General features: G+C 61.3%; 17 protein-coding genes and 2 pseudogenes. 17 read left to right on the top strand and 2 right to left on the bottom strand.

Annotation, left to right across the window (positions count from 1 at the left end):
• Positions 1-5: 5 nt before the first annotated feature.
• Entirely contained in the window at positions 6-1379 is a 1374-nt protein-coding gene (locus AC6CH3_RS17725) for an ABC transporter substrate-binding protein (RefSeq protein WP_498133664.1), read from the bottom strand.
• Positions 1380-1605: 226 nt separating this feature from the next.
• Between AC6CH3_RS17725 and AC6CH3_RS17720 the strand changes: the two genes are divergently transcribed.
• From AC6CH3_RS17720 to AC6CH3_RS17645, 16 genes and pseudogenes are all read left to right on the top strand, one after another.
• Positions 1606-2613: a LacI family DNA-binding transcriptional regulator gene (locus tag AC6CH3_RS17720; RefSeq protein ID WP_498133663.1), complete on the top strand. Its 1008-nt coding sequence runs from the start codon at positions 1606-1608 to the stop codon at positions 2611-2613.
• Positions 2614-2973: 360 nt separating this feature from the next.
• On the top strand, positions 2974-3540 hold the full coding sequence (locus AC6CH3_RS17715; RefSeq protein ID WP_498133662.1) for a recombinase family protein: 567 nt from the start codon (positions 2974-2976) through the stop codon (positions 3538-3540).
• A gap of 703 nt (positions 3541-4243) precedes the next feature.
• Positions 4244-5092: a MurR/RpiR family transcriptional regulator gene (locus AC6CH3_RS17710; RefSeq protein ID WP_498133661.1), complete on the top strand. Its 849-nt coding sequence runs from the start codon at positions 4244-4246 to the stop codon at positions 5090-5092.
• Positions 5067-5612 (top strand): tripartite tricarboxylate transporter TctB family protein, encoded by a 546-nt coding sequence (locus AC6CH3_RS17705; RefSeq protein ID WP_498133730.1) that lies wholly within the window; start codon positions 5067-5069, stop codon positions 5610-5612. Before AC6CH3_RS17710 ends, AC6CH3_RS17705 begins: the two co-directional genes overlap by 26 nt.
• 101 nt (positions 5613-5713) lie before the next feature.
• Positions 5714-7300 (top strand): tripartite tricarboxylate transporter permease, encoded by a 1587-nt coding sequence (locus AC6CH3_RS17700; protein ID WP_498133660.1) that lies wholly within the window; start codon positions 5714-5716, stop codon positions 7298-7300.
• Entirely contained in the window at positions 7300-8319 is a 1020-nt protein-coding gene (locus AC6CH3_RS17695) for a tripartite tricarboxylate transporter substrate binding protein (RefSeq protein ID WP_498133659.1), read from the top strand. Before AC6CH3_RS17700 ends, AC6CH3_RS17695 begins: the two co-directional genes overlap by 1 nt.
• A 31-nt stretch (positions 8320-8350) precedes the next feature.
• Positions 8351-8986 carry an RraA family protein gene (locus AC6CH3_RS17690; protein WP_498133658.1) on the top strand — a complete coding sequence of 212 codons (636 nt, stop codon included), beginning with the start codon at positions 8351-8353 and terminating at the stop codon, positions 8984-8986.
• A 158-nt stretch (positions 8987-9144) separates the two neighbouring features.
• Entirely contained in the window at positions 9145-9537 is a 393-nt protein-coding gene (locus AC6CH3_RS17685) for a universal stress protein (protein ID WP_498133657.1), read from the top strand.
• Positions 9538-9568: 31 nt separating this feature from the next.
• Positions 9569-10354 (top strand): SDR family oxidoreductase, encoded by a 786-nt coding sequence (locus tag AC6CH3_RS17680; protein WP_498133656.1) that lies wholly within the window; start codon positions 9569-9571, stop codon positions 10352-10354.
• A 73-nt stretch (positions 10355-10427) separates the two neighbouring features.
• Positions 10428-11360, top strand: coding sequence for a dihydrodipicolinate synthase family protein (locus tag AC6CH3_RS17675; RefSeq protein WP_498133655.1), 933 nt, complete (start codon positions 10428-10430; stop codon positions 11358-11360).
• Between the two features lie 68 nt (positions 11361-11428).
• Positions 11429-11827, top strand: a complete 399-nt coding sequence (locus AC6CH3_RS17670; protein WP_498133654.1) for a nuclear transport factor 2 family protein — start codon at positions 11429-11431, stop codon at positions 11825-11827.
• Positions 11828-11983: 156 nt separating this feature from the next.
• Positions 11984-13210 carry an MFS transporter gene (locus tag AC6CH3_RS17665; protein WP_498133653.1) on the top strand — a complete coding sequence of 409 codons (1227 nt, stop codon included), beginning with the start codon at positions 11984-11986 and terminating at the stop codon, positions 13208-13210.
• A gap of 71 nt (positions 13211-13281) precedes the next feature.
• Positions 13282-13833, top strand: coding sequence for a thiamine pyrophosphate-binding protein (locus AC6CH3_RS17660; RefSeq protein ID WP_498133652.1), 552 nt, complete (start codon positions 13282-13284; stop codon positions 13831-13833).
• On the top strand, positions 13830-14408 hold the full coding sequence (locus AC6CH3_RS17655) for a thiamine pyrophosphate-dependent enzyme (protein ID WP_498133651.1): 579 nt from the start codon (positions 13830-13832) through the stop codon (positions 14406-14408). The genes AC6CH3_RS17660 and AC6CH3_RS17655 overlap by 4 nt, the downstream gene beginning before the upstream one ends.
• 81 nt (positions 14409-14489) lie before the next feature.
• Positions 14490-14663 (top strand): annotated as a pseudogene (locus AC6CH3_RS17650) (aldehyde dehydrogenase family protein); the annotation flags it as partial.
• Positions 14664-14895: 232 nt separating this feature from the next.
• Positions 14896-15245: pseudogene (locus tag AC6CH3_RS17645) on the top strand (recombinase family protein); the annotation flags it as partial.
• A gap of 202 nt (positions 15246-15447) precedes the next feature.
• Here the strand turns inward: AC6CH3_RS17645 and AC6CH3_RS17640 are convergent.
• A complete protein-coding gene (locus AC6CH3_RS17640; protein ID WP_498133650.1) occupies positions 15448-16062 on the bottom strand; it encodes an LOG family protein in 615 nt (204 codons plus the stop codon).
• 241 nt (positions 16063-16303) lie between these two features.
• Here AC6CH3_RS17640 and AC6CH3_RS17635 point away from each other — a divergent pair.
• On the top strand, positions 16304-16631 hold a 328-nt coding region (locus AC6CH3_RS17635), incomplete at its 3' end, for a hypothetical protein (RefSeq protein WP_498133649.1).

Here is a 16631-nt window from a genome sequence, read left to right as displayed (position 1 = left end):
GTCCGTTACTTGAGCGTGGACTGGATGTTCCGGGCCGTGTCAGCGGCGCTCCTGGCAGCGTCCGGTCCCGAGGTTCCGCCGGTCACCATGGAGTTGATGGCCTTGGCCACGGGCTGCTCGGCGAGCAGGGCACCGGCCAATGCGCCCTGACCTTCGGGAACTGCCCACAGTGTCATCTTCTCCGGTGAGCCGCTCAACTGCTCGATCACTGACTGCGGGTAGAAGTCGGACAGCGGCGCCTTGGTGGTTGTTCCGGACGGGAGGGCCTTCCAGGCGTCCACGTACGCGTTCGGCTTGTCCTTGGTTCCCTGGCGGGCGGGCACCTTGCCCTCCGGGGCGAAGGCGAGCCAACGCTCGTAGCCGTCGCTCATCATGTACTTCACGAAGTCCGACGCCGCAGGTGCGGCTTCAACGGGAATAGCCCAGTTGACCTGGGAACCGAATTGCGCCGGCGCGGAACCGCTCGGTCCCTTGATGGCGGTCACGACGCCGGTGTTCTTGGCCAGATAGCCGGGGTCGCCTGCGCATTCGGCGCAGGAGGGCAGCATGTCTTTGCGGAGGCCTGCGAGTTCATCGAGGATGAAGGAGGAGAACACTGTCATGGCGGAACGTCCGGAGAGGTAGTTGGACCGGGCGGTGTTGACGTCCTGCTCGCCGGGAACCGAGTATTTGGTCATCAGTTCCCGGTAGAAGGTGAAGGACTCGACGCATTCGGGGCTTTCGAGGCTGATCTTCTTGTCCTGGTCGACGAGTTGGCAGCCGTTGGCCAGGGCCAGATGTTCGAAGGTTTCCTGGTTTGTGGTGAACCCGGAGAAACCAACACGCCCGTCGCCAGTCAGCTCCCGGGCGGCCTTCAGGATGTCGTCGTAGGTTTCGGGGGCCTTCAGGCCCGCCTTGTCAAACAGGTCCTTGCGGTAGACCAGCACCGAGGCCCAAGAGTCGCTCGGGACGGCCAACTGCTTGCCATCCAAGCTGGCCAGTTCCAGCGAGCGAGCGGCGAACGTGTCCTTACCGAGGTCCTCCACCACGCGGGCCGCGGCATCACCGTCGAGCAGATCGTTGGCCTGCAGGGCGCCGACGCCGGGAAGGCCCAGACCGCCGATAACATCCGGCAACTCCCCCGACGCCGCCGAGGACACCAGCAACTGGTTGTACTGCGCCTCATCCACCGCCACGATCTCCACGTCCACGCCGGACTGCTTGGTGAAGTCCGCGGCGATCTTCTTCTGGATCTCCACCCGGTCGGGCTGACGCTCCAAGGTCCACACCGTCAGTTTCTGGTTCTCCGCGGGCTGTTCGCCTGCCGGAGTGCAGGCCGAAAGCGCCAGGGCTCCCGCAACAGCCACCGCTGCCGCAATATGCCGCTTCTTTGCGTTCATGAGGGTCTCCTTGATGGGGAAGTTGATCAATCGATCTAGCACCAATGGGAGCATGTGCTTCGAATCACTGTCAAGCAGCTACTTGAAAAACGGAGCTGTTCCAAGTTCCAAGTGGCGTCGGGCTTCAGAGATGATCGTGTTATCCGATAGATCGATATATCATTTATCTATCACCTGACGTGGGAGAATTCTCGCCAGGTGGACCTAGCCAGCCGAGGAGGCATCCGTGACCGGACCCGTAACACTGCAGGACGTTGCCGACCATGCCGGCGTCTCGCGGGCCACCGCGTCGCTGGTGCTGAGGGAAACCGGCCGGATCTCCCAGGAGACGCGCCAACGGGTCACCGAGGCAATGCAGGCCCTCGGTTACGTCTACAATCGGGGTGCGGCTTCCCTGCGGACGCAGACGGCCAATACGATCGGCGTGGTCGTAACGCATATAGCCAGCCCCTTCTTCGGGGAAGTTATCCACGGCCTGGAAACCGGGCTGACAGACTCCGGGTACCTGCCCCTCTTGGTAAATACCGGAGATGATCCCGCGCGTCAGCACGACGCCATCCGGAAACTGCGCGAGCACCAGGTTGCCGGGCTTGCCCTTGTCCCGGCCACCGGAACAAAGCCCTCCCTCGTGGAAGAACTGAGGGCATGGAAAATGGAGCACGTGCTGGTCAGCCGCTACATCAAGGACGTCGATGCACCCTATGTTGGGGCAGACGATCTGGTTGGTGGGCGACTTGCAGCCACTCACCTGCTCGAAACCCACGGCTGTGAGTCCATTGCCTACTTAGGTGGCCTTCCTGCGATCCTGTCCCGCACCGACCGGAGCAACGGCGTGAAAGAGGCCCTTACCCGCCATGGCTTGGATCCCTCGTCCCTCATCGACATGCCCGGGCCGGTGACCGGAGCAGGAGGCCTTGAACTTGGCCAACGGCTCATTGCTGCCGGACCCCTGCCGGACGGCATCATCTGCCACAGCGACAGCGTCGCCTTCGGCCTCTACCGCGCCCTGCGAATCCATGGCCTTGGCACCGAAACCAGAGTGATTGGCTACGACAACATTGGTGGAGCCGCACTGTGGGAACCGCCATTGACCAGCGTCGCGACCCAAGGTGAAGCACTCGGCCGGCGGGCAGCACGGATGCTGCTGGAACGAATCAAAGACCCAGGTGCTCCAACATCAATCGATAAGACCATCCCCGAACTGGCGATACGCCAATCCTGCGGATGCCGATAGAACACCCCTTCCATCATTACTAAACAACCGCGTGCGGTCCCCTGCCCAAGAGTGTTGAAGGCACCTCCTTCGGATTCGGCGACTGGCGGAGCGCACCGGCCGCCGGCCCTGGTCCAGAAAGTAGGCCCGTGGAGGCGCTGGACGGGACCGAAGGCTCCACCCACGGGTTCCACTGCAGCCGCCCTTCGCCGGCCCTCAAGCTCCAGGCCCCAACGAAGAGCTCGAACGGGTCGAAACCGGCAGGGCCCCGTACCAAGTTGAAGCTCACCTCAATCTGAAATCAAACGACCCAAATATCTTGACCTGCTCCAATAAAGGCCTTAGAACTCAATCTGACAGTTGATGTCTTTGGAGGCTCTGGTGGCTGGACAGCGGATCGGATACGTGCGGGTGAGCACACTGGACCAGAACGAGAAACGCCAGCTCGAGGGTCAGGTTCTGGATCGGGTCTTCACCGACAAAGCCTCGGGAAGGGACACATCCAGACCGCAACTGACGGAGCTGCTGCGGTTCGCGCGCGACGGGGACACCGTCGTGGTGCACAGCATGGACCGGCTCGCCCGCAACCTCGATGACCTGAGGGCCCTGGTCCAGGGCCTCACGCGCAAGGGCGTGCGCGTGGAGTTCGTCAAGGAGCAGCTGGTTTTCACTGGGGAGGACTCCCCCATGGCCAACCTCATGCTCTCCGTCATGGGGGCATTCGCCGAATTTGAACGCGCTCTCATCAGGGAACGGCAGCGCGAAGGCATCGTCCTGGCCCAGCAGCGCGGCGTCTACAAAGGTCGGAAAAAGACCCTCACACCGGAACGGGCGGCCGAGCTGGTACAGCGTGCGGCCAATGGAACTCCCAAATCCGTCCTGGCCGGTGATTACGGCATCAGCCGGGAAACGGTGTACCAGTACCTGCGCCAGGCCAAGCTGCCGTAACACCTGCCCTGCAGGCCCAGCCGCTGACGCAACAGCAACCACGCCAGGCTTACGGAATCACGGTTATCGGCGTTTAAAATTGGCCGGGGGAGCGCCTGCAAGATCACCGCGTTCATACGCACGATCCAGCTCGCCTGGCTCTCAGCGGTGGAGCCTCGTACTCGGACCATCCTCGCCGGAAGTGCGTGTCCCCCGTGTGAGGGCGCTCTTTAAAAGCCGCTGAAGGTCATGCTGTGTGGGTGGAGCCCCGCGAACTGGCAGGCAACCTCTCAGTTACCGGATGACGGCCCACGACTGAGGAATTTCAGCCCCTGCAAGGTCGCAAACGCCAGGGCCATTCGAGATACTGCCGGACCGACAGTAGTCACCGGAAACAAGCACAGCACTTTGGCCAACGGCAGCATCATGACGGCTTCGACGTGCCGGTGAATCCGACAGCCAAGTAGCTAGGAGCAGGTGAGAAGCCAACCTGCGTCCACGGCAGGAGCCACGCGCGGATCCTCTTCAGCTCAACCGCCCGCCGCATCATGGTGCCGTCCACGCCTCAAAAGGCTAGTAACGAGCCCTACCGGGCGCTGTCCTCTCGCGCTCTCGCGCCTGTTAGGGCAGGCGCAGCGGAGGCCCTGCCTATTGACTTGCAAGAACAGAGACAGATAGCCTGCTGTCCTGCGCAGGAACGCAGATTACCAACGAGGTTGGAGTCATGGGAATTCTGGAAACGGCTCGTCACTTCGAGGGAAACCTCTCGGAGACCGGGCGTAAAGCACTAAACCTGTTGTTGACTGATCCACAGGAAATGGCCAAACTCCCCGCGGCCAAGGTGGCAGCTCTGCTTGGCGTTCACGAGACAACGATGACCAGGCTGGCTACGCAGTTGGGCTACACGGGGTACAGCCAGCTTCGGGAAAGCCTGGCACGTGAGGGTCAGGCCCCGGTGTCCAGCGCCGAGCGGATGAACATCCGAAAAGACTCCGCTTACACTCTTGCGTCATGGGTGGAAGATGAAGGCGCTGCCATGCAGCGGCTTGCCCGTACCCTTCCACAGGAGGACATCGACAACCTTGCACGGCGGATACTGGAAGCACGGAAGGTATACCTCTTTGGTCCTCCGTACGCCCAGACCGTTTTGGCGCTTCTTGACCGTCGGCTTCGACGGCTGGGCATAGAGACCGTGCAGCTTCCGTTGAGCGGACGGCTCATCGCTGAGCATCTGGTGACGATGGACAAGGATGACCTCTTGTTGTCCTTTGTGTTCCGGCGCCCGGAGCCACGGCTGGGCCGGATTTTTGGATACGCGCAAGCCTTGGGCGCCGGAACAGCCGTCATCGCCGATGAAGAGGGACTTACCTTCGACCCCCGGCCGGATCAGATCCTTGTCGCCCGAAGGGGACCCAGCGCCGATCAACGGTCAGTTGTAATTCCCACCCTTGTCGTCTACGCCCTGCAGGCGGCAATTGTCCATCTTGCAGGCAGCCGCACCACGCAGGCTCTGCGACGACTCGACGATCTGGCAAGGGTGGTTGGTGATGATGAGCCTTCACACTTTGCCTGAGCAGGCAGTTACCACTGGCCACGGCCACTGGAGTGCACGTGGCTTCAGAATCGCAAACTTTGCCGGCTCTGTTGGGACGGTAGGGTTTGCTCTCCTGCTCCTACTCTCCGGCCGGGAATACGCGTTCACCGTGGGGAACCTGCCTGGTCCCGGGATGTTCCCGGCGATCATTGGGGTGGCGCTGCTTGGTCTGGGGGCAGCTTGGTTCATGGGAACAGTCCTTAACAAATACAAGGTCGACGACGAGGTGGAACCGCCACCGGACCGCTCTGCCTTGATCCGTTCAGCACTTAGCTTCGCGGTCGTCTGCGCATCTGCATTTGTCATGCTGCCCTTGGGTTACCCCCTGACGATGGCTTTGGCGGTCGGTGCACTGACCATTCTCGGCGGCGGACGCTGGCGGGCAGCGATCATCACCGGTCCGCTGTTCGCTGCAGCAACCTTCCTGCTCGTCACGACGCTCCTGGGCATTCAGTTGCCCACCGGCGTTCTCCGTCCCCTCCTGGTGGGACTCCTGTAACGCTTTCATCCAGTATCGGGACCGGCGATCTCTGCCTGCCCGAAAGCCTGGCTTGCCCGCTGTAAAAGAGGGCAAGGCTCCAGCCGAAAGGCGGTGTCAACGTGGACATCTTTTCAAACCTCATGATGGGCTTCCAAGAAGTCCTGTCACCCCTCAACCTGCTGTTCGCACTTCTTGGATGTGCCCTGGGAATGGTCGTGGGAATCCTGCCAGGATTCGGCCCTCCCGCTGCAATGGCCCTCCTGCTGCCTGTGACCTTCGTGATTGGGCCCATCCCAGGGATCATCATGATCGCAGCGATTCTCTACGGGTCCATGTACGGCGGCACCATCACCGCTGTCCTGCTCAACGTTCCGGGAGAGCCTTCCTCTGTCGCCACTACCCTCGAAGGCTTTCAAATGGCCAAAAAGGGCCGGGGCGGCCCGGCCCTGGTTATCGCCGCTGTTGGGTCATTCGTGGGAGCAACCATAGGCATCCTCGGAATGGTCGTTGCAGCCCCCCTTGCCATGGCTGCCTTGACGCTCGGGGCGAGGGAATACTTTGCCATAGGCGTGCTGGGACTCGCGCTGGTCGTCGGGCTCTCCGGGCGGCACCTCATCAAAGGCCTTGCCTGTGCCTTCATTGGCCTGAGCATCGGATTGGTTGGTCTCGATCCCGTTCTTGGGACTCCCCGGTTCACGGGCGGCCTACCGGACTTCTTCGATGGCATCGACCTGATAGCCGTCGTAATGGGTTTGTTTGGCCTCAGCGAGATGCTCGTCGGACTGGAAGAACGGGTCGTTACAGGACGGATCAGCAAACTCGGCCGGATAGCCCCCTCACGCGAAGACTGGCGACGCTCCTGGGCCCCGATGGTGCGTGGAAGTGTCATCGGCTTCTTCATGGGCCTTCTCCCCGGCTCCCCTGGAACAGCTGCAACCTTCACCTCCTACGTGGTGGAAAAGAAGCTCTCCAGGCGCAAAGACGAGTTCGGCAAAGGCGCCGTCGAGGGCGTTGCAGGCCCGGAAACGGCCAACAATTCCCTCGGGATCGCCACAATGATTCCCATGTTCACCTTGGGCATCCCGTCCTCGGTCACCATGTCGATCATGATGGGGGCCTTCATCGTTCATGGGCTGACCCCCGGGCCCCTGCTCTTCCGCGATCACCCGGACGTTGCCTGGGCAATCATTGCCAGCCTCTTCGTGGGAAACGTCATTCTGCTCATCATGAATGTGCCCCTGATCAGAGTGTGGCTTGCGATCCTGAAGATTCCCTACTCCATATTGTTCGCGACTGTCGTGGGCTTGATGATCCTCGGCGCCTACATCGTCACCGGCGCACCCATCAACATCCTGGTCCTGCTCGTAGCCGGCATCGTCGGATACGTCCTGCGCAAACTTGACGTCCCGCTGGCGCCCATCGCTCTGACCATGGTGCTCGGCTCAATCCTGGAGGAGAACCTCGTCCGGGCACTTCTACTCGCCGACGGAAATGTTTCCACCCTTGTTGGAAGCCCGTTCTCAGCAACCCTCATGGCCCTGGCCTTCGCTGCCCTGGTTGTCCCACCCGCAGTCCGGGTCCTCAACAACAGGCGAGGCAAGCCCTTCTTGGACGTACCCGCCGAACTGAGAGAAACCTCCCACACGTCCACGACCGGCGACACCGCCCACGACACCACCCCAACACCTTCAAAGGAGAACGTGTAATGAAGAACAAATTCAACCGGCTGACAGCAGCCGCAGCCACAGCGGTTCTGGCCCTGAGCATGAGCGCCTGCTCATCGCTGAGCAGCTCTGGAACCGCCGCCGACCCGGAAGCGGAGTTCCCCGGCAAGGAACCAGTCACCATCATCATGGGCTACTCTGCCGGCGGATCCTCCGACCTTCTGGTCCGCGCACTAGTTCCATTCCTGTCCAAGGAACTCGATACCGAGGTCCTGGTCGAAAACAAGGTTGGAGCCGGAGGACAGATCTCCCTCACCCAGCTGGCTAATTCACCCAAGGACGGGCACACCATTGGCCTAACCAACCTTCCGTCCTCCCTCGCCTACATCAACCCGGACAAGAAGGCCACCTACAACAAGGACAGCTTCCAACCCCTGGCTGGCATCAACCGTTTCCGGGGAATCCTGGCCACATCTAAGAACAGCCCCTGGACAAACCTTGCTGAACTGGTGACTGCCGCCAAAGCAGCTCCGGGAACCCTGACCGTGGGCGTCGACGGGCTTACCGGTGATGACCACATCGCCGCCCTGAACTTCATGGAGAAAACGGGAACCCAATTCAAAGTCGTTCCCTTCGACGGCGGCACCGAAAAACTCAACGCACTGCTCGGCGGCCAGATCGACATTTCCCTTGGCTCCGTCCCCACCTTCAAAGCCCAGCTCGATACCGGCGAAGTGAAGTCGCTCGCAGCCCTTGACGAGCAGCCGATTCCCGGGTTCAAAAGCGTGCCCACGGCAAAAGACCAGGGGTATGACGTGATGTGGGAGTCCTTCAGCGTCATGTCCGCCCCCGCAGGAATCCCGGACAACGTCAAGAAAACTCTGGAAGACGCCATTTCCCGCGCATCCGAAGCAGCGATCAAGGATCCTGCGTTCACCAAGCAAATGGAAGCCGGCGGCTACGTCTTCGGATTCCAGGACTCAGCGTGGGCCGAAAAAACCTGGAACGACCTGGACACCAAGTGGCAAAACCTGGTCCCCGTGGCACGGGCCCAAAAGTAGCAGCAACAGACCAGTGAAAGAAGCAGAAACCATGACCGCGACAGAAACCATCAACACCAAACCAGAGGCACACGCCCGGCTCCTCGCCCTGGGTACCAGCACCGTTTACGAAGGCACGGGCCTGGACTGGTGGGTCGACCCCAAAATCCGTCCCGTCTGGAAGGGCGCCAAAGCCGTAGGCCCCGCCTACACCGTTCAGGCAAAAGACGGCGACAACCTGGCACTCCAGCGGGCCGTCAGGGAGGCTCCCGCCGGTTCCATTCTCGTTGTCGAAGCCGGAGGGCTCGAGTTCGGCTACTGGGGCGGGATCCTGACCGAAATAGCATTGCTCCGAGGCGTCGCGGGCTTGGTAATTCACGGGACCGTGCGGGACATCGACGAAATAGAGCTGCTGAAATTCCCCATCTTCTCTACAGGGGTGGCCATGCGCCACGCCGGCAAGAAGGACCCAGGCACCATCGGCGAATCGATCACCCTCGCAGGACGGCCGGTCGCTACCGGCGACATCGTCGTGGCTGACACGGACGGAGTGGTCATCGTGCCCCAGGCCAGTGTGGGCACAGCCCTTGCCAATGCAGAAGAGCGGGCCGAAAAAGAACGCCAGCGCATCGAGACCATCAGAAACGGTGAAGTCCCACCGATGACATCGGATCCCAGCTCCTACTGATGCACCAAGACTCCGTGACGCGTCGCTGCATTTAGGCCGCGACGCGTCACCGGTCCCGACCCCTCAAGTGACGCCCGTCTCCCCAGAACCCGGCGCGGGTGGAACTGCGCGGATGACTGTGGAAGCAGCACCCCTCATTCGTTGACCTAAGGAACGCTATGACAATCGTGGTTGGATACGTCCCCACACCGGAAGGCGAAGCAGCGCTCTCCCAAGCCATTTCCGAAGCGCGCAACAGTAACTCAACCCTCGTGGTCATCAACTCATCCCGAGGCGATGCAGTAGTGGATGAGAGATTCGCGGGCGAACCTGTGATCCAAAGCATCGACGAACGGTTGGCCGCCGCAGGCATCAACCACGTCATCAAGCAACCGGTGCGCGGCCACGACGCAGCCGCCGAGGTACTGGACGCCGCCGAACAGCAGGGCGCGTCGATGATCGTGATAGGACTCCGCCGGCGCAGCCCGGTCGGCAAGATCATTTTAGGCAGCGTGTCCCAGCGCATCCTTCTGGAAGCTGACTGCCCCGTGCTCGCCGTGAAGGCCACATGAATTTATTCACTCTAGAGAAAAGGAATACTCGATGGATTTAGGTATCAAAGACAAGGTCGCCCTCGTACTGGGCGCCGGCGGAGGCCTGGGCGGCGCTATTGCCCGTTCCCTGGCCGCTGAAGGTGTGAAGGTAGCTGTCGCTGACATTGAATCGAAGTACGCAGATGTCACCACCGCAGCCATCAACGCCGCCGGCGGGACGGCTAAGTCCTTCGCGTGGGATCTTGCCGACGTCTCTGCGCTCGAGAAGAAGGTCGCGGAGATCGAGGCGGAGCTGGGCCCGATCGACATTCTGGTCAACAACACCGGCGGCCCGCCCCCCACGCTGGTCCACGGCCAGCCGATCGAGACCTGGAACTCCTATTTCCAGTCCATGGTCCTTCCAGTCATCGCCCTGACCGACCGTGTGCTCCCGGGCATGAAGGAACGCGGCTGGGGCCGCATCATCACCAGCACCAGCTCCGGAGTCATCGCCCCGATCGCGAACCTGGGCCTGTCCAACTCCCTGCGTTCAACCCTGGTCGGCTGGTCCAAGACCCTCGCACGGGAAGTTGGCCCCTTCGGGATCACCTCCAACATCGTCCTCCCGGGCCGTATCGCAACCGGCCGGATCACGTCCCTGGACGAGGCAAAGGCCAAGCGCGAAAACCGCCCGGTCGCCGAGGTCACGGCCGAAAGCACCGCCTCCATCCCCGTCCAGCGCTACGGCAACCCGGACGAATACGGCCAGACCGTCACGTTCCTCGCCGGAACAGGCGCCTCGTATATCACCGGTTCGGTTATCCGGGTCGATGGCGGCCTGATCCCCAGCGTCTAACCGGGACCGGTCCCGGTCCTTTCACCTGGTGGCCGGCACACGCCGGCCACCACCCGAGAAGGAAAGCCACACCATGAAACTCAACCGCACGGAAATGGGCGTCTACGCGATCGCCCCCACGCCTTTCCATGACAACGGAGACATCGATTTTTCCTCCATTGACCGGCTTACCGATTTTTACCAGGACGCCGGTGTCAACGGCATCACCGTCCTCGGGGCCCTGGGTGAGGCACCCAAACTCACCACCGCTGAAGCAGAAGCAGTCGCAGAACGCTTCATCAAAAGGTCCAAGGTCCCTGTCATCGTTGGTGTCTCCGCCCCCGGTTACGCCGCCATGGGTGCATTGTCCGCGAAGGTGATGTCTCTCGGCGCCGCCGGCGTGATGATCGCCCCGCCGGCGTCGCTGCGCACCGATGACCAGATCGTGAACTACTACCGCGGGGCCGCTGACGCCATCGGCAAGGACACCCCGTTTGTCATCCAGGACTTCCCGCTCACCTTCTCGGTCGTCATGGCACCGGACGTCATCCGCCGGATCGCGGTGGAGAACGAAAACGCCGTCATGCTCAAGCACGAGGATTGGCCCGGTCTGGAAAAGATCAGCCAGCTCCGCGCGCTGGAAGAAGAAGGGAAAATTCCTCACCTGTCGATCCTGTGTGGTTTCGGCGGGGCTTTCCTGGACTTCGAAGTTGAACGAGGTGCCGACGGGGCCATGACCGGGTACTGCTTCCCGGAAATGCTCGTTGACGTTGTTCGTATGTCCGCAGAAGGGGACCGCGACCTCGCGCACGACCTCTTCGACGCGCACCTCCCGCTGATCCGCTACGAACAGCAACCCGGCGCCGCCGGCCTCGCCGTGCGAAAGTACGTCCTCAAGAAACGAGGCATCCTGGCCTCCGACGCTCAACGCAGCCCCGGCGCCAAACTCAGCGAAACAGCCAAATCAGAAGTTGACTATCTCCTTAGCCGGGTGGCACGGCACGACCCACGCGCCAAAATCCACTGACACCCACCCCCAATCGGCCAAAGCCCCTTCTCCACAAGGGCAGAACCGTGCTTCCAAGGAGCCACACGATGACAACCACAACAATCCATGAACAGATCCAAGCCGCTGAACATGCCCGCACCGAAGCGCTTAAGGGGCAGGACACCACAGGCCTCGGGCACATTCTCGCGCCTGACTTCACCTACATCCACGCAAGCGGCAGGTCAGAGGACAAAGACGCATACCTGACCGCCATCGGTTCAGGAGAGTTCGCCTGGACCGACTTCATCCATGAACAGACCGTCGTGCGACCAATTTCGGACGATGCAGCCTTGATGTACGGCCTCCTCCATGCTTCAAAGCATCAGGACGGGAAAGCACGCACCCTGGACCTCCGTTTCGTCGCCGTCTGGGTCCGCACCGGAAACGACTGGAAGCTTACCTTCATGCAGAACGCCAAGCCGGTGGCTGCCCCGGCGAAGCCGTAACGCGGCCCAGATGTTCCTGACTCAGCAAACATCGATGACCCGGCACTCGATGAATGCAGATGATATGCAACCGGAAAGAGCCGGGGAGGAGGTGAAGGAACCCACGCGGGCGAGGCAAAGTGTTGCAGGACGCACCCCTCTGGGTCCCACGGCTGAGTGAGAAAGGAACGAGGAAACCTGATTTTGGGGACCCAAGCGGTGTTCACCCAAGCCGTTTGGACAGGCGTGCGGATAATCATCGGATACAGAGCCATTGACATGGGAGCAGACACAGCGGGCCTGGGTGTCCTGGCTTCAAGTTTCGCGCTCCCAGCCTTATTCACAGCTGTGCCGGCTGGACGGCTGGCGGATCGAGTCGGAGGCGCGGCCCTGACCTTGGTGGGCCTCATCCTCGCGACCGCCGCAACACTTGCCATGCTGGTGTTACCGGGTTTGCCCTCCCTGCTGCTCTTCAGCGCCCTGATTGGTTTGGGGCACCTGTTAGTAATGGTGGGGCAACAATCCTTCACCGCCCAAAGCAGCAGCTCCCTGACACGGGACAATTCTTTTGCCGCAATGTCCACCGCCATGTCCCTGGGGCAGCTCATCGGGCCACCGGCAGTTCTGTTACTCGCCACAGTCGGGTCGGGGAAAGGCAACGGCTTGCCCGACACCGGCACGGGTCTGATCATCTGTGCCGCCGCCGCTCTGCCGGCAGCCCTACTCCATTTGGGACTTCGCCGCTCTGACCTCATCCGGCGTAAACTTCAGCGGGCAAAAACAGCCGCTGATACCCAACCCCAAACCCACCCGCTGCGAGCGTCCCGCCTGTGGAGGTCAATGACAGTCAGTGCAGCTGTCCTCGTTACCCTCGACCTGATGTACGCCTACATTCCCTTATGGGCGACGGAAAAGGGAATTGGCGCACCCGAGGTCGGCGTGCTCCTGGCAGTACGAGCCGGCGTGACAGTAGCCAGCCGGCTGGGCATGACTTGGCTTATCAACCGTATCGGACGGAAATCCCTGCTGATCATCTCGATCTCAGTTGGCGCCGCAGCCCTTCTGGCACTCCCATTCGTCGGGCAAGCCGGCGCCTATCTGGTCATGATCGGGCTCGGCATAGGCCTCGGATTACCACAGCCTCTCACGTTGTCCTGGGCGGTCAGTCAAACAGACGCATCACGATACGGAGCCGTCCTTGGCCTGCGAATGACCGCCAACCGCCTCGGCCAGATGTCCATACCCCTGGCAGTCGGTGCCCTGGCCGCTCCCCTAGGCACCCTCGGCGTCTTTTGGACCAATGCAGGAATGCTTGTTGGCGCGGTCGCAGTGGTCGCCACATCCAACACCGACCCGCCACCATCGGTAAAGGACAAACCCCCAGCACCAGTAGATGACCAGTGATATCAGCCTGACAACTAACCAGATCAGTTAATCCAGATCCTTCCGAGGCACGATCTACAAGGAGATACCTTATGAGAACCACTATTACTCAGGACCGCCACCGGGAGGTGGTGGACGCGCTTGTCGGGCTTGCCCCCGACGGTATCGCGTACGTTCCCAGCGCGAGCATCGCACCGATCATCAACGGAGTCCTCGAAGCCCAGACCAACGGCGATCTTCCCCTGGTGTATCCGGTGTCCCGGGAAGAGGAAGCCATCGGCCTTGTCGGGGCCTACCCGTTCGCCGACAAGTTCGGTGTCGTCATCATGCAGGACAACGGTTTCGGCAATGCCCTGACAGCGCTGACGACGTTCGCTGTGTCCTACCACCTGCCGTTGCTGATCGTAGCCAACACCCGCGGTGGGCTTGGCGAGTACAACTCGATGATCCACAGCATCTCCGAGCCCGTCCCCGAACTGCTGCGCTCAACCAACATCCCGGTGTTCCGTGTAGACCGCCGCAACCCCGCAGAGGACTGGGGCGCCACGGTCAAGGAAGCCGGCAACCACGCAAAAATGACATTCCGCCCGGTCGTTGTCCTGATGGAGTTCTTCGACCACAAAGACGCAAAGGCCAAAGCATGAAACGCATCGAAGCCCTCCGGGCCGTAGTTGACGCAACCTCCGACCTTCCCGTGATCGCCACATGCGCGGCGACCAGCCGTGAACTGGCCTCGATCGAGGACCGCGAGAACCACCTGTACCTCCTGGACGCAATGGGCCTGGCCATCTCGGTAGGCACCGGCCTCGCCCAGGCCATCGAAGGGACCCCGGTATCCCGCGCCGTCGTCATCGAAGGTGACGGGTCCCTGCTGATGAACCCGGGAGCTGCCCTGACGGCCGGCTACCTGGCCCCCGAAAACCTCGTCATCGTGTTGCTCGACAACGGCGTCTACGCCTCGACCGCATCCATCCCCACGCACGCCGAGAAACTGGACCTGGGCCGAATCGCCGAATCCGTGGACCTGAAAGTCCTCCGCGCAGGCAACGTCGAAGAGCTCACCGACGCCCTCAAGCGGACCTTGGACGCCCCCGGCCCCTGGTTCATCCACGCCCGCACCGAACCCGGCAACGAACCCGGCACCAAGCTGCTGCTGATCGACCCCGTGGTCCATGGAGAACGTTTCCGCCGCTGGCTCACCCCGCGCCTAAGCGCCTAAAAGCCGCGGCGGGCCCGGAACGGCACCGGGCCCGCCGCACTCTACTCCCCCACAGCATGCAACAGGAGCACCCTCGCACGCGCCCTGCGCGTTGCCAACGCCATCGACGCCGGCATGACCGGCGTTAACCGCGGGCTCGTTTCCAACCCCGCCACGCCCTTCGGCGGAACCAAACAATCCGGTCTGGGCCGCGAAGGCGGCACCGAAGGCCTGGAAGCCTACCAAGAAACCAAATGCACCCGAATCCAACTCTGATCCGGATGCATGGCGAGGACGCAGCGTGACTACCCAACGCTGAGACATTCCCGCTGTCAGCAACTGTCTCTTCCCATACCTGAACCAGAACGGACCTTCCATGGGGAACTCATTCACCCAACGCCCTGTCACACTTTTCATCACCCTCGCTATGAAGAAGGCCCTCGACGACAGAATCTGTGACGCATTCACCCAGGAAACCGGAGTAACCGTTGACCCGGTGTACGCACCCATGCGCGTGGAGTTCGTCAAGGAGAGCCAGGTCTGTACGGGTGAGGACTCCCCCATGGCCAACCTCATGCTCTCGGTCATGGGCGCCTTTGCCGATTCGAGCGTTCCCTCATCAGGAAACGCCAGATGGAAGGGATCGCCCTGGCGAAGCAGCGCGGGGCCTACAAAGGGCGGAAAAAGACTCTCACACCGGAACGTGCAGATGAGCTGGTCCAGCGGGCCGGCAGCGGCGTTTCGAAAGTCATCCTTGCCCGCGATTACGGGATCAGCAGGGAGATGGTCTACCCGTACCTGCGCTACGCCAGGCCAGCGGGAACCCACTCTCCCGCCGAGCCGCACTTGTTACCGTAGCTTTACGGAATATCAATTCGGTCTTTGAAAACGGGCGGGGGAGAAGTCTCAGAAGTTCCCTTTCCAAGTGGCCGCCGTGGTTGCCCAAGCACTATTTGCGGGCGACAACGACTCACCGCGACGCTAGCGGTAGGGACAGGCAACAGGTGCACCGTTGAGCACCTGAGCTTGGGCGACACAGAGGCCGGAGCTCAGTAGTTGTTCATGCTTCGGCTAGTTCTTTCGCGTTCGAGGTGATCCACTTTTTGGGTGGTGCGACATAGCCGGTAAACACGTTGAGGATGGGCTCGATTTCCTTTTCGAAGATCAACATCTGGGCGTATTCGGGTTTCATAAAGCCTTCGTCGACCATGCGGTTGGCGAAGTCGCGGAGCGGACTGTAGAAATCGCGCGTATTCAGGAATGCGCATGGCTTCTGATGAAAACCCAACTGCGCCCACGTCCATTGCTCGGCGATCTCCTCCAGGGTGCCGGCCCCGCCCGGAAGGGCAAGAAAGGCATCCGAAAGTTCAGCCATGACGGCTTTGCGCTCATGAATGGTCTCCACCACATGCATTTCGGACAGATCATTGTGGCCGATCTCGCCCTCAATGAGAGCACGAGGCAGAACACCGACCACGCGCCCGCCTGCTTCAAGGGCTGTATCGGCAATGGCGCCCATCAGCCCGACCGCTCCCCCGCCGTAGACGATGGTGACGTCATTCTCAACAAGTTTGCGGGCTACTTCCCGTGCAACATTGAGGTACTCCGGGTCGGCTCCGGCGGAGGAACCGCAAAAGATGGCTATGCTTCGGGCAGTTTCGGGGCTGGAGCTCATTTGCCAGTCACTTTCTAAAGGGATCTATTGTCCGCCTCGAGTCTCCTGGCCGGTGCCATAGGGAGAGCATGCGCCTGCCAGTAGTGTAGGTACGATGATGATCGCCAGCAAAAGAACCAATGGGAGCGTAAGTGACCAGCCCAGGGCGTTCACTTCCTAGGAAATGAGACAGTGCCAGTGTTTCGCGCGTTCTAAGTAATGCTGCATGTGGTTGTCAACCTGGTTCGGGAGATCCAGACCATTGATCAAGTTCCTGGGTCATTCCGAATGGGACGGTTTCGGACAAGGCCACTGTGTAGTGATTGTGCCGATGCCGTGTGATGAGGATTCCGTGTGTCTTTGTGTGCGGGGCAAGTTGCTGGAGTTGTCGGACTGCTTCTTCGAGCTGTTCTTCAAGGTCGTGCCGGCTGGTGGCTCGGATTTCCCATTCAGCGAAGGACGACATTCTGGCCTTTCATTTGGCTCCTTGAGTCTTGGCTTGCGCGTCAGTTGGCCTGCCGGGCACAAGTGGATTCCTGCAATTGGTGGGGCGTCAGGAGACTGCGTCGCTGATGGTCCCGGGCGTGTGG

It is taken from the genome of Arthrobacter sp. GQ119 (assembly GCF_059759125.1).
The sequence above is the reverse complement of the archived record's forward strand: the minus strand, read 5'-3'. Positions and strand labels throughout refer to the sequence as shown.